Source organism: Delftia sp. SD018 (assembly GCF_017355445.1).
GTDB lineage: Bacteria > Pseudomonadota > Gammaproteobacteria > Burkholderiales > Burkholderiaceae_C > Comamonas > Comamonas acidovorans.
On sequence record NZ_JADDRN010000004.1, the window covers coordinates 51,139 to 71,416 of the forward strand.

Here is a 20,278-nt window from a genome sequence, read left to right on the forward strand (position 1 = left end):
TGGCAGCGTTGCACATGCATGCGCCCGCGCCACAGGCGCATGCTTCAGAAATCCTTGACCATCGACACCCGCACATGGCGGCCGGGCTGGCTGTAGGCGTCGGCAATCGCCGTGCTGGCAGCCAGGCCGCGCACATCGGCCCAGCGCCAGTACTTCTTGTCGGTCAGGTTGTAGATGCCGGCGTTCAGGCGCAGGTCGGGACGTATGCGCCACTGGGCGCTCAGGTCGGCGACGGTGGCCGAGGGGCTGAGCCAGGCGGCGTTGCCGTTGGACACGTCGCCGGCCTTCTTGCCGCTCCAGTGCGAGACGTTGAACTGCACGCCCACGGCAGAGCGCTCATAGCGCACGCCTAGCACCAGTTGCTGGGGCGAGATGGTGTCCAGCGGCTTGTCGGACTGCGTGTCCTTGCCGTCGGTATAGCCATAGGCCAGGCGCGTCTGCCAGTCGCCGCCGGCCCAGCGGCCCCAGTCGTAGTCGGCCTTGAGTTCGAAGCCGCTGATGCGGGCACGGCCCACGTTGATGGACTGGTAGATGGCGGGGTTGGCCGCGTTGCCGGGCTGGCCCGCAACCAGTTGCTGGTCAACGATGAAGTCCTTGTAGCGCCCCGTGAACACGGCGGCGTCCAGGCGCAGCCTGTCCATGCGCCCGCGCAGGCCCAGCTCGAAGGTCTGGCTCTTTTCGGGCCGCAGATTGGGGTTGGGAATGTTCCGGTAGAACGCCACCGGGTTCTCGAAGAAGGCATTGATCTGCCCGGCGTTGGGCGCCCGGAAGCCCGCCGCATAGTTGCCATAGACCGACCAGACCGGGCTGGCCTGCAGCATCACGCCCAGCTTGGGCGAGAGCGCGGAGTCCGAGTTGCTGACCACGGTGGGCACAAAGCCGTTCTGCCGGGGCTTGATGCTGTAGTGCTCGGCGCGCAGGCCCGGGGTCACGCTCCAGGGGCCGCTGTGCAGTTCGGCCTGGGCGAACAGGGCGGTGGCGCTTTCGGTGGTGTCGGGGAAGCGCTTGAGCGGGAAGCTCTCGCCCACGGGCGGCGTGATGCCGTTTTGCGCGTTTACCACCTTGTTGCGGAGGTAGTCCAGCCCGTAGGTGAACTTGCCGCTGGCCGAAGAACTCCAGCGCAGCAGGCGGCTGGCCTGGGCGTGCAGCTGGATCGCGTCCTCGTCATAGGTCACGTCGCGCTCGCGGTAGGGCAGGCCGATGCGCGTCTCGGTGACGAATTCGCGCGCGTCGGACTTCTGGTAGCTGGCCATCAGCTGCAGTTCGTCGGCCAGCGCCGTGCCCAGCTGCTGCCACTGGCCCTGCCAGCTGGCCCGCCAGCGCTTCATGTCGGTGCGCGAGTCGGAATTGGCCACGGTGGCCGAGCGCGCGGACAGCAGGGCGTAGTCGGCGCGCTTGTCCACGTTCTCGAAGGTGAAGACATGCTTTTGCACGGCGCTGGGCGTGAAGACCAGGCGACCCATCAGCGATTCGCTGCGGTCTTTCTCGGGATTGGGCGTGGTGCGCGCCGCGCCCGTCACGTTGTTCGTGCCCATGTTCTCCAGCGCACGGGAGCGGCCCAGGCCCGCCGACAACAGCCATGCCCATTCGGGGCTGGCACGGCCCGCCACGGTGGCGCCCAGCTTGCGGCCGTTGTCCGAGCCGTCATAGCCGGCAGCCATGCGGCCGGCGATGCGCTTGTCCTTGCCCAGCAGATCGTCCGGCTGCACGGTCACGAAATTGACCAGGCCGCCCATGCCGTCCGAGCCATAGAGCGCCGGCGTGGAGCCGCGCAGGATTTCCACGCGCTGCACCAGGCCCAGGTCCAGGTAGTCGCGGCCGAAGCTGTTGGCGCTGAAGCTGTAGCTGCGCGGCAGGCGCACGCCATCGACCAGCATGAGCACGCGGTTGCCGTCCAGGCCACGGATGTTGAAGCCGCTGTTCTGGTCACGCCCGGCCGACGAGGTCGCCAGCGAGAAGCGCGCCGGGGCGCGCGGCACTTCGACATTGGGCAGCAGGTTGACCATCTCGCGGATGTCGCTGGCCTGCTCGCGTTCCATGCGGCCGGCGTCAATCACGTCGATGCTCATGGGCAGGGTGTCAGGGTCCTGCACCTCGCGCGAGGCGCTGATCACCATCTCCTTGAGGGCCGGGGCACGAGTCCGTGCCCCGGACGCGGCCTGCGCCAGCAATTGCGTGTCGGCATCTCCGGCGTTTGCAACGTTTGCGGCGTCTGCGGCGGCCTGCCCCGGCTCCTGGGCCAGGGCAGCGGAGGCGCACAGCAGCGCGCAGGCGGCGGCCAGGGGATGGCGCGCCCGCCGGGCGCTTGATTGCATTGCGAAGTCGTAAGCCATTGCGAAGCCCTCTCTCTGATCAACATGGATGTGCGAGAGCTGGCTTCTGCTTGCAGCAGCTGGCGGGTGGCCCGCCAGCCGTTGGCGCGTCATGTGCTGGCTGGATGAAGAAAAATTATATGCGAATAGTTCTCATTTATTGATTTGATCTGGCGCATGGCCCCCGGAACAAACCCTGCTGGCGCCGCGTGCCGCCAGGCAGCTATCTGTGCGACACCCACAGCGACAAGGCCCGCGACTGAGGACGCGGGCATGAAAAACAGCCCCCGCCCTCCCCTTGCTGCGCCAGGCCTTCTGCCCCTGGCAGGGCAGCGGCTGGTCAGTGGCGGATCAGGTGGTCGAAGGCCGACAGTGCAGCCGTGGAGCCGGCACCGGCAGCAATGATGATCTGCTTGTACGGCACGTTGGTGCAGTCGCCTGCGCCGAACACGCCGGGCACGCTGGTGTGGCCCTTGGCGTCGATCACGATCTCGCCGAAGCGTGTCAGCTCCACCGTGCCCTTGAGCCAGTCGGTGTTGGGCAGCAGGCCGATCTGCACGAAGATGCCTTCCAGCGCCACGGTCTTGACCTCTTCCGTCGTGCGGTCCTTGTAGGTCAGGCCGGTGACCTTCTTGCCATCGCCGTTGACCTCGGTGGTCTGGGCGTTGAGGATGACCGTGACGTTGGGCAGGCTGCGCAGCTTCTTTTGCAGCACGGCGTCGGCCTTGAGCTCGCTGGCGAACTCCAGCAGCGTCACGCTGCGCACGATGCCGGCCAGGTCAATGGCCGCTTCCACGCCCGAGTTGCCGCCGCCGATGACGGCCACATTCTTGCCCTTGAACAAGGGACCGTCGCAGTGCGGGCAGTAGGTCACACCCTTGGTGCGGTACTTGTCCTCGCCCGGCACGTTCATGTTGCGCCAGCGCGCGCCGGTCGAGAGGATGACGGTCTTGGCCTTGAGGCTGGCGCCCGAGGCGGTCTGCACCTCGATCAGCCCGCCTTCCGTGGCGGCCGGAATCAGTTTGGACGCCGTCTGCAGGTTCATGATGTCCACCTCGTAGTCGCGCACATGGCGCTCCATGGCGGCGGCCAGTTGCGGGCCTTCGGTCTTGGAGACCGAGATGAAGTTCTCGATGTCCACGGTGTCCAGCACCTGGCCACCGAAGCGCTCGGCGGCGATGCCGGTGCGGATGCCCTTGCGTGCCGCATAGATGGCAGCCGCGGCGCCGGCCGGGCCGCCGCCGACGATCAGCACGTCGAAGGCATCCTTGGCGGAAATCTTGGCCGCTTCACGCGAAGCGGCACCGGTATCGACCTTGGCCACGATCTCGGCCAGCTCCATGCGGCCCTGGCCGAAGCGCTCGCCGTTCACAAAGACGGTGGGCACGCCCATGACTTCGCGCTGCTCGACTTCCTTCTGGAACAGCCCGCCGTCGATGGCGGTATGGCTGATCTTGGGGTTGAGCACGGACATCAGGTTCAGCGCCTGCACCACGTCGGGACAGTTGTGGCAGGACAGCGAGTAATAGGTCTCGAAGTGCAGCGGCACGTCGATATTGCGCACCTGCTCCAGCAGCTCGGCCGATTCCTTGGACGGATGGCCGCCGACCTGCAGCAGGGCCAGCACCAGCGAGGTGAATTCATGGCCCAGGGGGACGCCTGCGAAACGCACGCCGCTGTCCACGCCGGGATTGGTGATCAGGAACGAGGGTTTGCGCACCTCGGCGTCGTTGTGCTCGACGACGGTGATCTTGTCGCTCAGCTCGCGGATTTCCAGCAGCAGTTCCTTCAGCTCGCGCGCACCCTGGCTGTCATCCAGCGAAGCCACCAGCTCCACCGGACGCTGCAGGCGCTCCAGGTAGGCCTGCAATTGGGCTTTCAGGTTGTTGTCAAGCATGTCGGACTCCTAGGGAAATACGAATTTTCGGAAAAAAAAGCCCGGGCGCCAGGCACCCGGGCGTCTTCAACAGTTCAACTGTGAACAGGAAGCGGTGTACCGCTTAGATCTTGCCGACCAGGTCGAGCGAAGGAGCCAGGGTCTTGTCGCCTTCTTCCCACTTGGCGGGGCAGACTTCACCGGGGTGGTTGCGGACGTACTGGGCAGCCTTGACCTTGCGCAGCAGATCGACGGCGTTGCGGCCAATGCCTTCGGCGGTGATTTCCACGGCCTGGATCACGCCATCGGGATCGACGATGAAGGTGCCGCGGTCAGCCAGGCCCTGGCCGGGACGCAGGACTTCGAAGTTGTTGCTGATTTCCCAGGTGGGGTCGCCCAGCATCGTGTACTTGATCTTGCGGATGGTGTCAGACGTGTCGTGCCATGCCTTGTGCACGAAGTGGGTGTCGGTGGACACGGAGAAGACTTCCACGCCCAGCTTTTGCAGTTCGTCGTAGTGGTCGGCCACGTCGCCCAGTTCGGTGGGGCACACGAAGGTGAAGTCAGCGGGGTAGAAGAAGAACACGGCCCACTTGCCCAGGACGTCCTTTTCGGTCACTTCGATGAACTTGCCATTCTTGAAGGCCTGCGTCTTGAAGGGCTTGATTTGGGTGTTGATCACGGACATTGCTGTTTCCTTTGTGGTTGGTGAGTGAACACAGGACGAAGTCTAGGCCCAGGCAATCGATTGATCCAATGAATTGATTGAATTCATCCGATTGCCAAAAACTATGTGAACATCCTTGGTCTCCAGGCCTGCGGGCTTGACCAGCCCGCCACCGGCCTGAAGAGGCTATTTTGGGCCGAAATATGACAAGGCAATGCAGCAACCCCGCAGCCGCGTCGGCAGCCGGCCCGCAAACGAGAACGCGCCTCATAAGCAGCCAATGCGCGATAACAGGGGTTTGCTTGATCTGACGCAGAAACCCTAGACAATCCACCCCTATAGCGGCCGGCGATCGGCGCGGTCCCCCACGTACAACAAAGGAGTTCCCCATGCAAGGCGACGCACAAGTCATCACCTGGCTGCAAGCCCAGCTCAAGAACGAGCTGACGGCCATCAACCAGTACTTCCTGCACTACCGCATGTACAAGCACTGGGGCTTCGACAGGCTGGCCAAGAAGGAATACAAGGAGTCCATCGGCGAGATGAAGCACGCCGACTGGCTCATGGACCGCATCTTCGTGCTCGACGGCCTGCCCAACCTGCAGGACCTGGGCAAGCTGCAAGTCGGCGAGGACGTGCCCGAAGCCCTGGCTTGCGACCTGAGCAGCGAGAAAACCGCGCAGCAGACCATCAAGGATGGCATCGCCCACTGCGAAAGCGTGCGCGACTATGTCTCGCGCGACCTGCTGCAAAAGATCCTGGACGATACCGAGGAGCACATCGACTACCTCGAAACCCAGCTGGACCTGATCGACAAGGTCGGCATCCAGAACTACCTGCAGTCGCAGATGGACGAAGAGTCCTGAGCATCGGACTCAGGGGCGGCGGCACAGGCCGCACCCCGCACTCGAAACGACGGGCCTGTGTGCCCGTTTTTTCATCTTCTGGCCCGGCTATCGGTCACTCGTCGGCGTATCGCAGCGGAAACAACAGAAGAAAGGTCGTGCCGGTCTGCGCGGCCGACTGCACCTCGATCGTGGCGTCCAGCAATTCCGCCAGCCGCTTGACGATGGACAGGCCGATCCCCTCGCCTGCGCCGCTGCGGTAGCTGGCCGCCGCACCGCCTTGCTGCGGCGCGCCCCCGGTGTGGACCTCCCCGGACGCCGCCGTCCCCAGGTGGCCCGAAGGGTCCATGTCCGTGGCCTGCTTGAGGGCGGCGACCAAAGGCGCCGCAGGCGCCATGCCAGGGCCCGTGTCCCCGATGGAGAGCATCCAGCGGCGCCGGTCCTCCCCATCGCCCAGAGCCCATTTCACCGTGACACCGCCCTCCTGGGTGTACTTGAGCGCATTGAGTATCAGGTTCTGCGCGATGCGGCGCAGTTTCAAGGCATCGCCTTCCACCGGCATCGTCCCCGGCCCCTGCAGGTGCAGGTACAGGCCGCGATCGTTGGCCAGGGCCTGCAGTCCCTCGCACAGATGGGTGATCACCTCGGCTGCGTCAAAGGAGGTCAGCTGGCGATGCTCGCGCCCGGCGTGCAGCTTGGCCAGTTCCGTCACGTCATCCAGCAGATGGCGCAGCGACTGGACGTTGCGGTCCAGCATGCGCAGGAGTTTCTCGCGCGACTGCGCCGGCGCATGCTGCATGCCCAGGCCATGCGTCACATTGGCCACCACGCCGACGTTGCTGCGCAGGTCATGCGCGACCTGCTCCCACAGTTGCGAGCGCTGCAGGTCCAGCGTGCTCACGTCATGCAGCGCCGCTTCCAGGTCCCGCACATGGCCCTCGGCCTCCTGCTGCTGCAGGCGGAAATACTGGGTGCTGCTGTCCTGCACGTCGCGCGTGTAGGTGGCGGCCCAGGCCTTGCGCGCAACGGGCATGGCGCCATGCGCATCGGGATGCTCCTCGGCATAGGCCTCCAGTTGCGCCACCATGACTTCGTTGAGCAGGCCCAGCTCGCGCACGACTTCATGCAGGTCATAGCCCTGTTGCCAGCGGTGCAGGCCGTGGGCGGCGGCCTGCTCGCCATCGCCCGGCGGCTCGGCAGCGCCTGCCGGGGCACCGCCGAGGGCCCGCAATTGCTGCTCGAACGCGGCCAGCACGGCCGGAATGTGATCGTTCAACTGGGTGCGGGGAAGCGCCTCGCCGGCGGTCAGTGCCGGGTCCCGCCTGACGGCCTTGCGCCATGTCTGCAAGAGTCCTTCGCGCTGCGCCGCGAGGGCGTCTGCCAGTATGCAGAGTTCATTTCCTTGGCTTGTCATGGATCGGCATCCGTGGCGGTCTGTGGAGAGGGGAAAAATGCGTTGCGCCAAGGATGGTAAGGCCAAAAACCCGGCCGATCGGGCTCGTGCCGGCGCGCCTACAGGCCGGTGGGAAAGTGCACGCCCGCGCGCTGGGCAGCCTGCACGATGTGCGTGGCCATGGCCTGCTGCGCCAGCTCGGGCCGGCCCTGGGACAGGGCCTCGATGATGGCGGCATGCTCCTCGGCGGTCGCGTGGCGCGCGCCGCGCTTGTAATACGGCAGGCGCTGGCTTTCCTGCATGACCTCGCCGCTGCCGCGCAGCACGTCGGCAATCGCATGATTGCCCGAGATGGTGGCGATCTGCAGGTGAAACTCGAAATCCAGGCGCGTGGCCTGCACGAAATCGGCCAGCTCGATGCTTTGCTGCATGGCCTGCAGGTTGGCCTGCAGGGCCGCCACGTCTTCGGGCTGCACCACCAGGGCGGCCAGGCGTGCGACAAAGCCCTCCAGCGCATAGCGCAGCTGATAGACATCGGTGAGCGCATGCGAGTCGGCAAAGCGCCAGGCCTCTGCGCCAGAGGCCGGGGCGTCGGTGGCCTCGGTCACGTACATGCCCTTGCCGGGCCGCGCCACGACCAGGCCCAGCCCCTGCAGCGTGGACAGCGCCTCGCGCAGCGAGGTCCGGCTGATGCCCAGTTGCTCCGACAGGTCGCGCTGCGACGGCAGCAGCGCGCCCACCGGATACACGCCGCCCTCGATCCACTCGCGGATCACGCGGGCGGCATTGCCGGCAACGGCGGTGCTGGCGGAAGGACTGGAAGCGGTGCTGGGTTCCATGCGTTGGCAGGTCTCGGGGTCGGGGGCGGCAGGTGCGCTGATCTTAGCGACTGCGCACCGCTACCGCATGGTCGTGGGTCGTGGGTCGTGTGGTCGTGCGGCGTTGGTGCCTCTACTTGTTGACCAGCTTGGCCGGCACCGTATAGGTCAGGAAGGCGCCAAACAGCAGCACGCCGGCCAGCACGAACATGGCGGCATTGGTGCTCTGTGTCGCATCCTTGATGAGGCCGATCATGTAGGGACTGATGAAGCCGGCCAGGTTGGCAAAGGAGTTGATCAGCGCAATGCCGGCTGCCGCACCCGCGCTGGACAGGATGGCCGTGGGCAGGCTCCAGAACAGCGGAGAGGTCGCCAGGCTGCCGCCCGCGGCCAGCGCCAGGGCGGCCAGCGACAGATAGACGTTGCCGCTGAAGATGGCCGACAGCATCAGGCCCGCTGCGCCCACGCAGAACGGCACGATCAGGTGCCAGCGGCGCTCGCGCATGCGGTCCGAACTGCGGCTGACCAGGTTCATGGACACCACGGCCACCGAGAACGGCACGGCCGTCAGCAGGCCGATGTGAAAGGCCCCCTCCACGCCCGACTGGCGGATCAGGCTGGGCAGCCAGAACGTGAGGCCGTACTGGCCCATGACGGTGCAAAAGCAGATCAGGGCCATCTTGATGATGCGCGGGTCGGAGAACAGCGCGCGCAGCGTCACATGGCTATCGCTCTTGCTGGCGTTCTCGCGGGCGATGTTGCGCTCCAGCAGGGTCTTTTCCGCCTCGGTCAACCAGCGTGCGGCGCGGATGCCGTTGTCCAGGTACCAGAGCACGGCCAGGCCCAGGATCATCGAGGGAATGGCCTCGAGCAGGAACAGCCATTGCCAGCCGCGCAGCCCCGCCACGCCCTGCATCAGGTCCATGATGCCGCCCGACAGCGGGCCGCCCAGGATGCCCGAGACCGGAATCGCGCACATGAACAGCGCCACCATGCGGGCGCGCCGGTACGACGGAAACCAGTAGGTCATGTACAGGATCATGCCGGGGTAGAAGCCCGCCTCGGCCGCGCCCAGCAGAAAGCGCAGCACGTAGAACTGCGTGGGCGTGCTCACGAACATCATGGCCGCCGAGATCAGGCTCCACATGATCATGATCCGCGAGATGGTGGCCTTGGCGCCTATGCGGTGCATCAGCATGTTGCTGGGCACCTCGAAGAAGAAGTAGCCGATGAAGAACAGCCCCGCACCCAGGCCGTACATGGCCTCGCTGAACTGCAGGTCGGCCAGCATGTGCAGCTTGGCGAAGCCCACGTTCACCCGGTCCAGGTAGGCCGCCACATAGCAGGCCATGATGAAGGGCAGCAGGCGCCAGGCCACCTTGCGGTAGACGGCGGCCTCGGCCGGCGTTTCGCTGGCCAGCGCCGGCGCCGCGCCGGCGACCTCGGCAGATGCGGGAAGAGATGACATCAGGGAGTCCTTGGTTGAGGAGTTGCGACCAACTGGTATTACCGGTATGAAATTACGAAGCGAACGGTACCTCCAGCGCTTGGCCATGTGCACTCGCATTTACCCCAACTCAACACAAGCAAAACTAATTCCCCGAGGTTTGACAAAAATCCGGCCCAACTGCAAACTGGTATTACCAGTATGAAAACAAGAGGCAAAACTTCGTGAACACCTTGTCAGAGACCCGCCCCGCCAGCCTTTGCCTGCGCGCCCAGCCGCTGACCGCCGAGGCCTTTGCCGAGTTTGGCGAGGTCCTGGACAGCACAGGCCACACACCGCTGCTCATCAACGATGGCATGACCGAGCGCTACCACGCCCTGGCCCGCGTGGACACGGGTGGCAGCGAAGGCCATGGGCTGATCAACCTGTTCCATGCCCGGCCCTATGCGCTGCCCCTGCGGCTGACCAGCATGGAGCGCCACCCCCTGGGCAGCCAGGCCTTCATGCCGCTGGATGCGCAGCCCTTCATCGTGGTGGTGGCCCCCCTGGGCGAACAGGTGGCAACCGCCGACCTGCGCGCCTTCATCACCAACGGCCGCCAGGGCGTGAACTACCGGCGCGGCGTCTGGCACCACTCGCTGATCGCGTTGAATGCGCCGGCGCGCTTCATCGTGATCGACCGTGGCGGCCCTGGCGACAACTGCGACGTGCTGCCCATCGGCGGCGCCGAGGGCGTTGTGCTGGACCTGGACAGCGCACAGGCCTGAATTCGGCCCACCCAATGAACCAATGAACAAAGCCGCCCGAGGGCGGCTTTGTGCTGTGCGGCGGCCGGCGGACTCAGGCGGGCACCAGAAAGTCCCGGCTGATGCCCTGGCCCAGGTCGTGCACGCGGTCCAGGAACTGCGTGAGATAGGCGTGCAGGCCCGTGGCCAGGATTTCGTCGATGCGCGCATAGCGCAGGTCGGCCAGCAGGCGGCCTGCCTTGCGCTGGGTCTCGCGCGACTGGGCGTTGGCCACGCTTTCCAGGTTGGCCACCACCTCCAGCATGCTGGCCAGCAGCGAGCGTGGCATGTCGCTGCGCAGCATCAGCAGCTCGGCCACGCGCTCGGGCGTGATCACGTCGCGGTAGACCTTGCGGTAGACCTCGAAAGCCGAGACGCTGCGCAGCAGCGCGCTCCAGTGGTAGAAGTCGAACGGCGTGGCCGCCTTGCCCGATGCGCCGTTGCGTGCGCTGCCGTGGTAGTCGCGCTCGATGGCGTGGAACTTCACGTCCAGCAGGCGTGCCGTGTTGTCGGCGCGCTCGATGAAGGTGCCCAGGCGCAGGAAGTGGAAGGCCTCGTCCTGCAGCATGGTGCCCAGCGTCACGCCGCGCGACAGGTGCGAGCGGTGCTTGACCCATTCGAAGAACTGGCCCGGATCGCGCTCCCAGTCGCCCTCGGCCAGCAGGCGCTTGAGCTCCAGCCAGGTCTGGTTCTGGGTCTCCCAGGCCTCGGTGGTCAGCGCGCCGCGCACGGCGCGCGCATTCTCCCGCGCAGCGCGCAGGCAGGAGGCGATGGACGAGGAGTTGCTCTCGTCGCGCACCATGAAGTGCAGCACGGCCTCGCGCTGCACCTCGCCGTGGCGGGCTGCGTAGGAGGGGATCAGCTCGCTGATGGACAGCACGCCCTGCCAGGCCTTGCGCGCCACCTGCGGCGCCTGGGGCAGCATGGAGGTGTCATAGGAGACGTTGAGCATGCGGGCGGTGTTCTCCGCACGCTCCGTGTAGCGGGACATCCAGTACAGATGATCGGCAGTACGGCTGAGCATTCAATGTCCTCCCTCGTTTGACTCACCGGCCCCGAGCACCCAGGTGTCCTTGGTGCCGCCGCCCTGTGATGAATTGACCACCAGCGAGCCCTCCTTGAGCGCCACGCGCGTGAGGCCGCCGGCCACCATGCGCACCTGGTTGCCGCTGAGCACGAAGGGCCGCAGATCGATGTGCCTTGGTGCGATGCCCTGCTCCACCAGGGTGGGGCAGGTGGACAGCGCCAGCGTGGGCTGCGCGATATAGCCGCCGGGATTGGCGATGAGCGCGCGGCGGAAATCCTCGATCTCGCCGCGCGAGGCGGCAGGCCCGATCAGCATCCCGTAGCCACCGGCGCCGTGGACTTCCTTGACCACCAGCTCGTCCAGGTGGTCGAGCACGTAGCGCAGGTCATCGGGCTTGCGGCACAGCCAGGTCGGCACGTTCTGCAGGATGGGTTCCTCGCCCAGGTAGAAGCGGATCATCTCCGGCACATAGGGGTAGACCGATTTGTCATCGGCCACACCCGTGCCCGCTGCATTGCAGATGCTCACGTTGCCGGCACGGTAGGCGCGCATGAGGCCGGGGCAGCCCAGCGTGGAGGTGGGGCGGAAGACTTCGGGGTCGAGAAAATCATCGTCCACGCGCCGGTAGATCACGTCCACGCGCTGCGGACCGCGCGTGGTGCGCATGTAGACAACGTCCTTGTCCACCACCAGGTCCTGGCCCTCGACCAGCTCCACACCCATTTGCTGGGCCAGGAAGGCATGCTCGAAGTAGGCGCTGTTGTGCATGCCGGGCGTCAGCACCACCACCGTGGGCTCGGGCGTGCCGGCCGGCGCGCTGGCGCGCAGCGTCTCCAGCAGCATGTCGGGATAGTGGGCCACGGGCTCCACGGGATGGCGCGAGAACAGGTCCGGGAACAGCCGCATCATCATGCGCCGGTTCTCCAGCATGTACGACACACCCGAGGGCACGCGCAGGTTGTCCTCCAGCACGTAGTACACGCCCTCGCCCTGGGCATTGGCGGCGCGCACGATGTCGATGCCGGCAATGTGGGCGTAGATGCCGCCCTGCACCGCCAGGCCCCGCATCTCGGGCCGGTACTGGCTGTTGTTCAGCACCAGTTCGCGCGGCACCAGGCCCGCGCGCAGGATCTCCTGGTCGTGATAGACATCGTGCAGGAAGCGGTTGAGCGCCGTCACGCGCTGCACCAGGCCCGCCTGCATTCGCGACCACTCATGTGCGGGAATGACGCGCGGTATCAGGTCGAAGGGGATGAGGCGCTCGTTGCCGGCGCCGCTTTCGTCCTTGTCGCCGTAGACGGCGAACGTGATGCCGACGCGCCGGAAGATGATCTCGGCCTCGGCGCTGCGCGCTCGCAGCGTCTGTTCGGGCTGGCGCGCAAGCCATTGCGCGTAGTCCTTGTAGTGCAGGCGCACATCGCTGCCGTCGAACGGCGTCATCGTGTACATCTCGTCAAATGGATGCATTCGTCACCTCCTGTCGCTGCATGTGTACGGGGTCTAGCAAGCTACGGGCCAGCCCTCGTATCGCACCAGTGTAGCGATAGGTAACCTCAATTCGGACAAGCGGTATCCAGCATATGCATCCTGTTCCGCCATCGGCGCACGCCCTATCCGCCCTGCCTCTGCGTGACGTGCACATCCCAATAGCGGCGCGCCCTTTCCCGCTCGCAGACCAGGTGCACGGGGTCCGAAGAGCGCCAGTGCGCCGCGCCGCAGCGGGCCGACTGCACCACGCCGGCGCCATGGGCCTCATAGCGGCGCACCACCTCGGGGACAGGATGGCCATAGCGGCTGCGATATCCCGCCTGCACCATGGCCCAGCGCGGTGCCAGGGCCTGCACCAGGGCGGTGCTCGATGAGGTGCGGCTGCCGTGGTGGGGCACCAGCAGCCACTGCACCGGCGTGAGGGCGCCGGCCCTTGCCAGTGACCGCTCCTGCGCAGCCTCGATGTCACCGGCCAGCAAGGCCTGCACACCAGATGCCGAGCGCAGCAACAGCACGCAGCTGCCCGCATTGGCATGGGCCAGCGCCCGTGCGGAGGGCAACCGTTCGCCGGCAGACGGATGCAGCACCTCCAGCCGCACGCCATCCCATTCCCAGTGCTGGCCCGCCTGGCAGCGGCGCACAGCGCCCAGGCCGGCCAGCGCAGGGTCGAGGATCACGGAATCCGATCCCCAGACCTCCGCCTGCGGCTGCGCGGCATGCACGGCCAATGCACCGCCCGTGTGGTCATTGTCACGGTGGCTGAGCCACAGGGCATCCAGCCTCAGACCCAGAGCCTGCAGCAGCGGCACCAGCACCCGGTCGCCGGCATTGCTGTCCAGGCCGTACTGCGGCCCCGCGTCATACAGCAAGGCATGCCGCGCCGTGCGCACCAGCACGGCATTGCCCTGGCCTATGTCCACGGCCATCAGGTCGAACTCGCCATGCGCCGGTGATGGCGACGGCCACCACAGGGCCGGCAGGCACATGGCCAGGCCCCAGCAGCGCCATCCGGCAGGCACCGGAGCCACCAGCGCCAGGCCACCGCACAGCGCAGCCAGCCCTGCCCACAGCGGCGGCTGCGGCAGTTGCACCACGGCCCAGGCCCAATGGTCCAGCCATTGCAGCAGCTCCAGCAGCGGGGCCAACGCCAGCGCCGCGCCTGTCCACAAGGGCGGCCACAAGGCCCCCAGCAGGGCCAGCGGCGTGACCACGAAGGTCACCCAGGGAATGGCCGCCAGATTGGCCAGCAGCCCCGACAGCGACAGCTGGCCGAACAGCATCAGGCCCAGCGGCGCCAGCGCCAGCGAGATGCGCCATTGCTCGCCCCATAGGGCCAGCGCACGGGCAGGCAGCGAAGGCCGCTGCGCGCCCTGCATGCGCGCATCGGTGGCCAGCAGCACGCCAACGGCCACAAAGCTCAGCCAGAAGCCGGCCTGCCACAGGGCCCAGGGATCCAGCACCACGACCACGGCCAGCGCCAGGCACCACACGGCAGGCCAGGGCCAGCGCAGTCCGGCGCCGCGCAACGCAGCCACGCTGGCCAGCATGCAGACGGTGCGCTGCGCCGGCAGTCCCCAGCCGCTGAACAGCGCATAGCCCCCAGCCAGCAGCACGCCGGCCAGCAGGGCCGCCTGCGGCGCCGGGCACCACAGGCAGGCCCGTGCGCTGCAGCGCCACAGCCGCTCCACCACCAGGGCTGCCAGCCAGGAGAACAAGGTGATGTGCAGGCCGGAAATGCTCATCAGATGGGCCACGCCGGTATGCCTAAACAGCGCCCAGTCATCCCGCGCAATGGCCTGCTGATCGCCCATGGCCAGGGCGGCCACCACACCCAGCATGCGCGGCGCATGGGCAGGGTCCAGGCCGATGCGCTGCAGGGATGCCGCAAGCGCGGATGTGCGGCCCAGGATGGCGTCGCGCATCTGCTGGCGCCAGCGCTGCAGGGCATGGCTGCCGGTGTCGGCCAGTTGGCGTGCAGCGGGCTGTTCGCGCACATGGCCCGTGGCCTGCACGCCCTGCTCCCACTGCCACAGCTCATAGTCGAAACCATGGGGGTTGCGCGCGCCATGCGGGCGCTTGAGCCGCACGGTCAGCGCCCAGCGCTGGCCCGGTCGCAGATCGGGCAGCATGGCAACACCCCTGGACTGCCGGCCCCGGGGGGTGTACCAGGACAGTTCGATCCGTGCAGGAAACGGCGCCAAGACCTCTTCGCTGCCGGCGATTCGAGCCTGCTCCACCTCCATGCGCCAGCGCATGCCCTGGGCCATGTTCTGGGGAAGCGATGCCACGACGCCGACGATGCGCAGGTCACGCCCCTCCAACGGCGCAGACAGCGCCTGGCCCGCAAAGTCCTGGGCTCGCCACCCGGTCAACCCGCCCACCAGCAAGGCGGCGCAGACAGCGGCCCACAGGCGGTGCATACCACGATCGCGCCGGCCTGCCCATGCCCGCCACGCCCTCCATGCCAGGCCTGCCAGCCCCATGCCCGCCAAGAGCAGATACATCCACAGCGGCCACAGGCGCGGCTGCGTGACCTGCCAGGCCGCACCGGCCACGCAGCCGAGCAGCAGGGGCGTCCAGGAAGACGGCGAGAGGGTTTGGGCAGGTGCCGCAGGGTGCATCCACACATGCTAGGAGCGGATGCCGCGCAGCCACCATGCACCGCCTCGGATTCAGACAACAATCAGACTGACGGAAGCCCAGGCCCTGACATGCCAGGGTGCAAGGGGCTGTGTCACACTGTCCGCCACCCCGGCACTGGTGCCGGATTTTTCTTGTCTCGAAGGAATCAACGATGAGCGTTTACGAACAACTGAAGGCCCTGAACATCGAACTGCCGTCGCCCGCCATCCCGGCGGCGGCCTACGTGCCCTATGTGCAGACGGGCAATCTGGTGTTCCTGAGCGGCCATATCGCGCGCAAGGACGGCAAGGTCTGGGCCGGCCAGCTGGGCCGTGATCTGCAGACTGCCGACGGCCAGCAGGCCGCGCGCGCCATCGCCATCGACCTGATGGGCACGCTGCAGCATGCCGCCGGCGGCGACCTGGGCCGCGTGCGCCGCATCGTCAAGCTGATGTGCCTGGTCAACTCCACGGGCGACTACACCGAGCAGCACCTGGTGGCCAACGGCTGCAGCGAGCTGCTGGGCCAGGTCTTCGGCGATGCCGGCACGCATGCGCGCAGCGCCTTCGGTGTGGCCCAGATCCCGCTGGGCTCCTGCGTGGAAATCGAGCTGATCGCCGAACTGGCCTGATCGGCAGCATGCCGCCGCACGGCGCCGCCGTGCTCGCAGGCTGCTAGAAGTTCTCCCATTGGCCATCCTCGGCTGCCGGTGCGGCAGGCCGGGGCGCCGAGGCCAGCTTGGGCGCCGCCGCCCTTGCTGCGGCAGGCCGCGCGGCAACCCGCCCGACAGCCGCAGGCGCCACGGCTGCTGCCGGCCGCCTTGGCGCTGCGGCCGCGCTGTGCGCAGTGCGCACCGCCGGCGCAGCCTGCCTTGCGAGCGTCGTCGGCGAAGGCGCCAGGTGCCCCACCTTGAACACCGCCACCGTGCGCGACAGCTGCTCGGCCTGCTCCCGCAGGCTTTGCGCTGCGGCCGCGCTTTGCTCGACCAGGGCCGCGTTCTGCTGCGTCATCTGGTCCAGCTGTCCCACGGCCTGATTGACCTGGGCCACGCCCGCGCTTTGCTCCGAAGAGGCCGCCGTGATCTCGCCGATGGTGTCGGCCACGCGCTGCACGGACTGCACGATGCCCTCCATGGTGGTGCCCGCGTCGCCCACCAGGCGGGCGCCGTCCTCCACCCGCTCCACCGAGGCGCCGATGAGCTGGCGGATTTCCTTGGCAGCCGCCGCGCTGCGCTGTGCCAGCGTGCGCACCTCGCTGGCCACCACGGCAAAGCCCCGGCCCTGCTCGCCGGCTCGGGCCGCCTCCACGGCGGCGTTCAGTGCCAGGATATTGGTCTGGAAGGCAATGGAGTCGATGACGCCGACGATGGCGGCAATCTGCCGGCTGCTGTCGTTGATGCCCTTCATGGTCTCGACCACCCGGGCCACGACCTCGCCGCCGCGCTGCGCCACCTGTGACGCGCCCGCCGCCAGGCTGCTGGCCTGCTGGGCACTGCTGGCGCTTTGCTGCAGCGTGCTGGTGAACTGCTCCATGGCGGCAGCCGTCTCCTGCAGGTTGCTGGAGGTCTGCTCGGTGCGCACGGACAGGTCCTGGTTGCCGGTGGCGATCTCGGCGCTGGCGATGGCGATGCTGTCCGTGCTCTGGCGCACCTGCTGCACCATGCCCGACAGCGATTCGCTCATGGCCTGCAGCGAGCGCAGCAGGTCGCCGAATTCATCAGCACGCTGTGCCTGTCCCTGCACGCCTGCGCTCAGGTCGCCTGCGGCAATGCGTTCGGCCAGTTCGCTGGCCTCGGCCAGGGGCCGGCGGATGCTGGCAATCAGGAAATGGGCGCCGATGACGATGCCCAGCAGCAGCAGGCCCACGGCCGCAGCGGCAAAGCCCACAGTGAGCCTGCGCGAGGCGGCCATCTCTTGCTGGCTGCTGCGCGCCACCTGCTCCTGCATCTGCACGAAGTCGCGCAGCGACTGCAGGTAGGCATCCACGGCGGGGTTGTAGGACTGCTTGACCAGGACCAACGCCTGGTCCTGCCGGCCGTCGGCCTTGAGCTGGCGTGCCTGGGCACGCAGTTCGATCATGGTCTTGCGGGCTGCCGCAATCCTGGCCATCTGCGCCTTGTCTGCGTCGGACAGGGGCATGGCTTCCAGCGATTTCTGCACCTCGGTGATCCGCGCCGAGGTGGCGCTGATCACGTCCTTGAACTCGGCCTCGACGGCGGCATCACTGCTGACCACCACGGCCTGGGTGCGGGCCGCGTTGGTTTCGGTCAGCCCCATCCAACGCACGGCGGCCTGGACCCGCGCCTGCATCTCCTGGGTCACCGCCTCGGACCGGGCCTGGACCTGGGCCGAGCGATAGCCCGACAAGCCGACCACGCCCACCAGCGCCACCACGATGGCGGCCACTGCAAGCCACAGCTTGTGTGCCATGCGAAGTCGCAGCATATCCAGTCTCCCTCATTTTGGAAGACTCCATGTTGAGGCCTGGAAGAGGGCCTGGTGGGCGGAAAAACCCAGAGGAAACCCCTGATCCGCCCCTTTCGCGGAGGGCATTGCAGGGGCGGCCGCGTTCTTACTCCACGCGCGTCACGCTTTGCGGCTTGAAGCCCAGGTCGGCCGACTTGCCCTTGCGGCCTCGCGTGCCACGGGCATTGTTGAGACTGCGGATCTCCAGCGTCTCGCTGCGCTCCTTGCCGCCGCGGCCCACGCCATCGATGCGGATGCTGCGCGTGTAGGCGGCAGCACCCGCCAGCGTGTCCTTGTCCTCCAGATCGAGCAGCATCAGCCCGCGACCGCCCTTGGCCATGTGCTTGAGGCTGGCGATCTCGAAGGTGAGGATGCGGCCACCCGTGGAAGCGCAGATCACATGCGTGGCCGGCAGCAGCAGGCCCGCGCCCTGCTCGCCTTCCTGCGGCTCGGCCCGTGCGCCCATGGGCACGCCGTAGGCCGTGGATGGGGCGCACAGCGTCTCGCCGTCGGCCAGCGTGACGAAGGCCTTGCCCGCTTTCTGGCGCGAGACCATGTCGCTCACCATGGCCACGAAGCCGTAGCCACCCGACCCCGACAGCAGCAGCGCCGTGCCCTCGGCACCGGCGAAGTAGTACAGGATCTGGGTGCCGGCCTCCAGCTCGATGAGCGTGGTCACGGGCTGGCCATCGCCGCGCCCGCCGGGCAACTGCGCCACCGGCACCGAATAGATGCGGCCGTTGCTGCCAAAGGCCAGCAACTGGTCCACGGTGCGGCACTCGAAGGTGCCGTGCAGGCTGTCGCCGGCCTTGAAGCTCAGCGTGCCCGCATCGACGCCATGGCCCTGGCGCGTGCGCACCCAGCCCTTGTCCGAGATGATGACCGTGGTGGGTTCATCGACCACCTTGACTTCGGCGACGACCTTCTTTTCCTCCTGGATCAGCGTGCGGCGCGCATCGGCGAACTGCTTGGCATCGGCCTCGATCTCCTTGCAGATCAGGCGGCGCATGGTGCTTTCGCTGCCCAGGATGTCTTCGAGCTTGCCTTGCTCCGTGCGCAGCTCCTTGAGTTCCTGCTCGATCTTGATGGCCTCCAGCCGCGCCAGCTGGCGCAGGCGGATTTCAAGAATGTCGTCGGCCTGGCGCTCGGACAGCGCAAAGGCATCGATCAGCGCCTGCCGGGGCTCGTCGCTGGCCCGGATGATGGCGATGACCTTGTCGATGTTCAGCAGCACGGCCTGCCGGCCTTCGAGGATGTGGATGCGGTCCAGCACCTTGGCCAGCCGGTGCTGGCTGCGCCGCGTGACCGTGGTCTGGCGGAAGGCGATCCATTCCTCGAGCATCAGGCGCAGGCTTTTCTGCACCGGGCGGCCATCGAGGCCGATCATGGTCAGGTTGATGGAGCTGGACGACTCCAGGCTGGTATGCGCCAGCAGCGCCGTGATCAGTTCCTGCTGCGGCACCTTGCCGGTCTTGGGCTCGAAGACCAGGCGCACGGGCGCATCCTTGCTGGACTCGTCGCGCACGCCGTCGAGCACGGCCAGCATGCTGGCCTTGAGCTGGGTCTGTTCCTGGCTCAAGGCCTTCTTGCCGGTCTTGACCTTGGGATTGGTGATGTCCTCGATCTCTTCGAGCACCTTCTGCGCCGAGACGCCGGGCGGCAGCTCGGTCACCACGATCTGCCACTGGCCGCGCGCCAGCTCCTCGATCTTCCAGCGCGCGCGCAGCTTGAGGCTGCCACGGCCCGTGCGATAGGCGTCCTGGATGTCGGAGGCGCTGCTGATGATCTGCCCGCCACCCGGATAGTCGGGGCCGGGGATGATCTGGAACAGTTCCTCGTCGCTGAGCTGGGGCCGCTTGATCAGGGCCACGCAGGCGTCGGCCACCTCGCGCAGGTTGTGGCTGGGGATTTCCGTGGCCAGGCCCACGGCAATGCCGCTGGCGCCATTGAGCAGGGCGAACGGCAGGCGCGCGGGCAGTTGCTGCGGCTCCTGCGTGCTGCCGTCGTAGTTGGGCACGAAGTCCACCGTGCCCATGTCGATCTCGTCGAGCAGCAGGCCCGTGATCTTGGACAGGCGCGCCTCGGTGTAGCGCATGGCGGCTGCGCCGTCGCCGTCGCGGCTGCCGAAGTTGCCCTGGCCATCGACCAGCGGATAGCGCTGGTTGAAGTCCTGCGCCATGCGCACCAGCGCGTCGTAGGCCGACTGGTCGCCGTGCGGGTGAAAGCGGCCCAGCACATCGCCGACCACGCGTGCGCTCTTGACGGGCTTGGCTGCCGTGTTGTGGTTGGGACCGCTGTAGCTCAGGCCCATGCGGTCCATGGCGTACAGAATGCGCCGCTGCACGGGCTTGAGGCCGTCGGTCACATCGGGCAGTGCCCGGCCCTTGACCACGGACAGTGCGTATTCGAGATAGGCCCGTTGCGCGTACTGGCCCAGGTCCAGTGCATCGCCGGCCGCCTGTTGTGCCAGATCCAGAGAGGTTTGGTCGCTCATGAAGAAATTCGTGATCTCAAAAAATGCAATGAATGCCGC

General features: G+C 67.0%; 14 protein-coding genes. 3 read left to right on the forward strand and 11 right to left on the reverse strand.

Annotated features, from left to right (window positions below):
• Positions 1-44: 44 nt before the first annotated feature.
• The 3 genes from INR38_RS06255 to ahpC all read right to left on the reverse strand — a co-directional run bounded on the left by INR38_RS06255 (position 45) and on the right by ahpC (position 4,876).
• Entirely contained in the window at positions 45-2,333 is a 2,289-nt protein-coding gene (locus tag INR38_RS06255) for a TonB-dependent hemoglobin/transferrin/lactoferrin family receptor (protein ID WP_207441830.1), read from the reverse strand.
• Between the two features lie 319 nt (positions 2,334-2,652).
• Positions 2,653-4,209: an alkyl hydroperoxide reductase subunit F gene (ahpF, locus tag INR38_RS06260; protein WP_012206870.1), complete on the reverse strand. Its 1,557-nt coding sequence runs from the start codon at positions 4,207-4,209 to the stop codon at positions 2,653-2,655.
• A gap of 103 nt (positions 4,210-4,312) precedes the next feature.
• The gene (gene ahpC, locus INR38_RS06265) at positions 4,313-4,876 is read right to left on the reverse strand and encodes an alkyl hydroperoxide reductase subunit C (RefSeq protein WP_012206871.1); all 564 of its coding nucleotides are present in this window, start codon (positions 4,874-4,876) and stop codon (positions 4,313-4,315) included.
• A 368-nt stretch (positions 4,877-5,244) separates the two neighbouring features.
• On the opposite strand from ahpC, the gene bfr reads away from it, so the two are divergent.
• Positions 5,245-5,721 carry a bacterioferritin gene (gene bfr / locus INR38_RS06270; protein ID WP_012206872.1) on the forward strand — a complete coding sequence of 159 codons (477 nt, stop codon included), beginning with the start codon at positions 5,245-5,247 and terminating at the stop codon, positions 5,719-5,721.
• Positions 5,722-5,815: 94 nt separating this feature from the next.
• On the opposite strand, the gene INR38_RS06275 is transcribed toward bfr, so the two are convergent.
• The 3 genes from INR38_RS06275 to INR38_RS06285 all read right to left on the reverse strand — a co-directional run bounded on the left by INR38_RS06275 (position 5,816) and on the right by INR38_RS06285 (position 9,379).
• Entirely contained in the window at positions 5,816-7,114 is a 1,299-nt protein-coding gene (locus tag INR38_RS06275) for a sensor histidine kinase (protein WP_207441832.1), read from the reverse strand.
• Positions 7,115-7,212: 98 nt separating this feature from the next.
• Positions 7,213-7,932, reverse strand: a complete 720-nt coding sequence (locus tag INR38_RS06280) for a FadR/GntR family transcriptional regulator (protein WP_034396394.1) — start codon at positions 7,930-7,932, stop codon at positions 7,213-7,215.
• A 112-nt stretch (positions 7,933-8,044) separates the two neighbouring features.
• On the reverse strand, positions 8,045-9,379 hold the full coding sequence (locus INR38_RS06285) for an MFS transporter (protein WP_013801125.1): 1,335 nt from the start codon (positions 9,377-9,379) through the stop codon (positions 8,045-8,047).
• A 203-nt stretch (positions 9,380-9,582) separates the two neighbouring features.
• Between INR38_RS06285 and INR38_RS06290 the strand changes: the two genes are divergently transcribed.
• Entirely contained in the window at positions 9,583-10,125 is a 543-nt protein-coding gene (locus INR38_RS06290; RefSeq protein WP_034396397.1) for an ureidoglycolate lyase, read from the forward strand.
• 73 nt (positions 10,126-10,198) lie between these two features.
• On the opposite strand, the gene INR38_RS06295 is transcribed toward INR38_RS06290, so the two are convergent.
• The 3 genes from INR38_RS06295 to INR38_RS06305 form a co-directional block, all read right to left on the reverse strand.
• Positions 10,199-11,167, reverse strand: coding sequence for an alpha-E domain-containing protein (locus INR38_RS06295; RefSeq protein ID WP_012206877.1), 969 nt, complete (start codon positions 11,165-11,167; stop codon positions 10,199-10,201).
• On the reverse strand, positions 11,168-12,637 hold the full coding sequence (locus INR38_RS06300; protein WP_180319016.1) for a circularly permuted type 2 ATP-grasp protein: 1,470 nt from the start codon (positions 12,635-12,637) through the stop codon (positions 11,168-11,170).
• 143 nt (positions 12,638-12,780) lie between these two features.
• A complete protein-coding gene (locus INR38_RS06305; protein WP_207441847.1) occupies positions 12,781-15,279 on the reverse strand; it encodes a DNA internalization-related competence protein ComEC/Rec2 in 2,499 nt (832 codons plus the stop codon).
• A gap of 173 nt (positions 15,280-15,452) precedes the next feature.
• Between INR38_RS06305 and INR38_RS06310 the strand changes: the two genes are divergently transcribed.
• Complete coding sequence (locus INR38_RS06310) at positions 15,453-15,911, forward strand: RidA family protein (RefSeq protein ID WP_012206880.1); 459 nt, start codon at positions 15,453-15,455, stop codon at positions 15,909-15,911.
• A 43-nt stretch (positions 15,912-15,954) separates the two neighbouring features.
• Here the strand turns inward: INR38_RS06310 and INR38_RS06315 are convergent, their stop codons facing one another.
• Together INR38_RS06315 and parC are read right to left on the reverse strand one after the other, a co-directional pair.
• Positions 15,955-17,724, reverse strand: coding sequence for a methyl-accepting chemotaxis protein (locus INR38_RS06315; protein WP_207441849.1), 1,770 nt, complete (start codon positions 17,722-17,724; stop codon positions 15,955-15,957).
• Positions 17,725-17,851: 127 nt separating this feature from the next.
• Positions 17,852-20,239: a DNA topoisomerase IV subunit A gene (gene parC / locus INR38_RS06320; RefSeq protein WP_065347955.1), complete on the reverse strand. Its 2,388-nt coding sequence runs from the start codon at positions 20,237-20,239 to the stop codon at positions 17,852-17,854.
• Between the last annotated feature and the right edge of the window lie 39 nt (positions 20,240-20,278).